The sequence below is a fragment of the Nonomuraea sp. 3N208 genome, assembly GCF_052245935.1.
Taxonomy (GTDB): Bacteria; Actinomycetota; Actinomycetes; order Streptosporangiales; family Streptosporangiaceae; genus Nonomuraea.
Window position 1 is genome coordinate 1 of sequence record NZ_JBQQBR010000140.1, and the last position, 1647, is coordinate 1647.

Genomic DNA, 1647 nt, shown 5'->3' on the forward strand with positions numbered 1-1647 from the left:
TTCTCGTGGAGATCGAGCCAGGATTGTTCGCTCAGCCGCGTCCATAGCCCGGCAACGAGCCCGTGACCAGCACTCCTCATGCAGCGCAAGCGATCAACGGGGCATCAACTCGCGAACCGCCCTCTGACACAGGTGACGCCAGGGCTGCGCCGAAGGAACCGCTTGATAACCAGGACTCGGGTACCGTCGACACCACGGCAACCGCTCGGGGATCGACATGAGATGGATCATACGATTCGGCCCAGCGGACATGGATGAGTTCCGCCGGGCCGTCGATCAAAGACTGTGCGCCGAGCTCTAACGAATGGGGTAGGCGTCCTCAAGCTCGTGACGGTCCCCGGGAAGCACGGATTCGACCACGACCCAGGGCTTGCCCGTGGCATCGCAGGCGACGGCGTAGTTGCCACCCTTCCATAAATCATGCGGTCGGGTGTTGTAGAAGCCTCAGCGTGGCATTGCCCGAGCGTGCTGCGCCGAAAGGGCCGCCCATCGCTCAACATCGCCTACCTGGCCACCTGGCGGCCATGCGGAATGCTCGCTCACCTGTACATCCCTCCAGCCGCCGTCGTTCGCATCAGGCACAGGAAGTTCTGCTCCACCGCGCTCGACGAGCACCAGGGCCGTCGCTATGAAGCCCTCCATGAGTGAGTGCAGGATTGGATGGTTCGAACGCTCGTAGCGCCCGATAAGTGTACTCACGAAGGCCGCGAAGGTGGCCAGGTCGACCTCACATTCGTCGCTCTCCATAGGGCCGAGCCCTGTCGGTAATCCCGTCTCGGGGGCAAGAGCCTCCGCTGATCGTATGAATAGACCAGCGACTCCGTTAGAGGGGTTCCAGAGGACTTGATCGCCAACCTGGAAATACTGACTCATGTTCTCCTCGTTCCACCACGGTCTGGCGTCCTCGACGTCAGAGACGCCGTCCATCCAGACTTGACGTCTACGATCATTAGACGAGGCCACGTTGCGTGTGCAACCTGGGACCCTTCTCGCGTGCCCACCGCTCGGGCCGCGACGTTGGGCCCGGAGATTGCCGCTTCCTACGTATCCCCGGATGTCGCCGCAGGTCCGTCGTAGTAGCCCGGCCGAGCTACTAGGACGGACTCGAACTGTCTGCCCTCAAGGTCGTCCTCTGTTTCAGGCGTGATAGAGCGCCAAAAGGCCAAGAGGAGCTCAGGCAAGGTGTAACTGTGTCCGTTCTCTTCCTCGATCACCGTTGTGCGCTGCCGAAGCTGCGCCACCAGCTCTTCCACAGGGGTGGCGAAAACATCCAACTCCGCCCAGAAAACACGGTCCCACTCATCCGCACCGGCTACTGGGGTGTAGACCTCAATGGCTTCGACGACCTGAGACTTATCGAAGTACGCGAATACGGAGGCGCCAGAAGAGGACCGGTGAACAACCCAGCCGGAGCCGTAGGCCTCCGGTGTCCCAAGCGTCGCCAAGGCAGCGTGTGTATCTGCATGTGACATTCCGATTCGGATGGGACCAGCGCCAAATGGCGGCGACAGCTCGAAGAGCGGGCCTGTCCAGAAAACGGTGTAACTCGATCTTGAATTAGTTCTATCGAGTGGTCGGGGTCAGACGGCCTTCGAAGGTGATGGCGAAGGCGTTCAGAGCGGCTTTCCAGCGGGTGATCCAGCGTTT

2 protein-coding genes are annotated in these 1647 nt (G+C 61.0%); both read right to left on the reverse strand.

The features are described 5' to 3' along the window. Window positions 1-444: 444 nt before the first annotated feature. Entirely contained in the window at window positions 445-927 is a 483-nt protein-coding gene (locus tag ACTWPT_RS59865) for a DUF6086 family protein (RefSeq protein ID WP_443186454.1), read from the reverse strand. Between the two features lie 113 nt (window positions 928-1040). After that, complete coding sequence (locus tag ACTWPT_RS59870; RefSeq protein ID WP_443186455.1) at window positions 1041-1445, reverse strand: hypothetical protein; 405 nt, start codon at window positions 1443-1445, stop codon at window positions 1041-1043. Between the last annotated feature and the right edge of the window lie 202 nt (window positions 1446-1647).

What these genes read in the sequence shown, in the direction of transcription:
- ACTWPT_RS59865 (WP_443186454.1), bottom strand. Translation starts at nt 927, where the DNA reads ATGGACGGCGTCTCTGACGTCGAGGACGCCAGACCGTGGTGGAACGAG.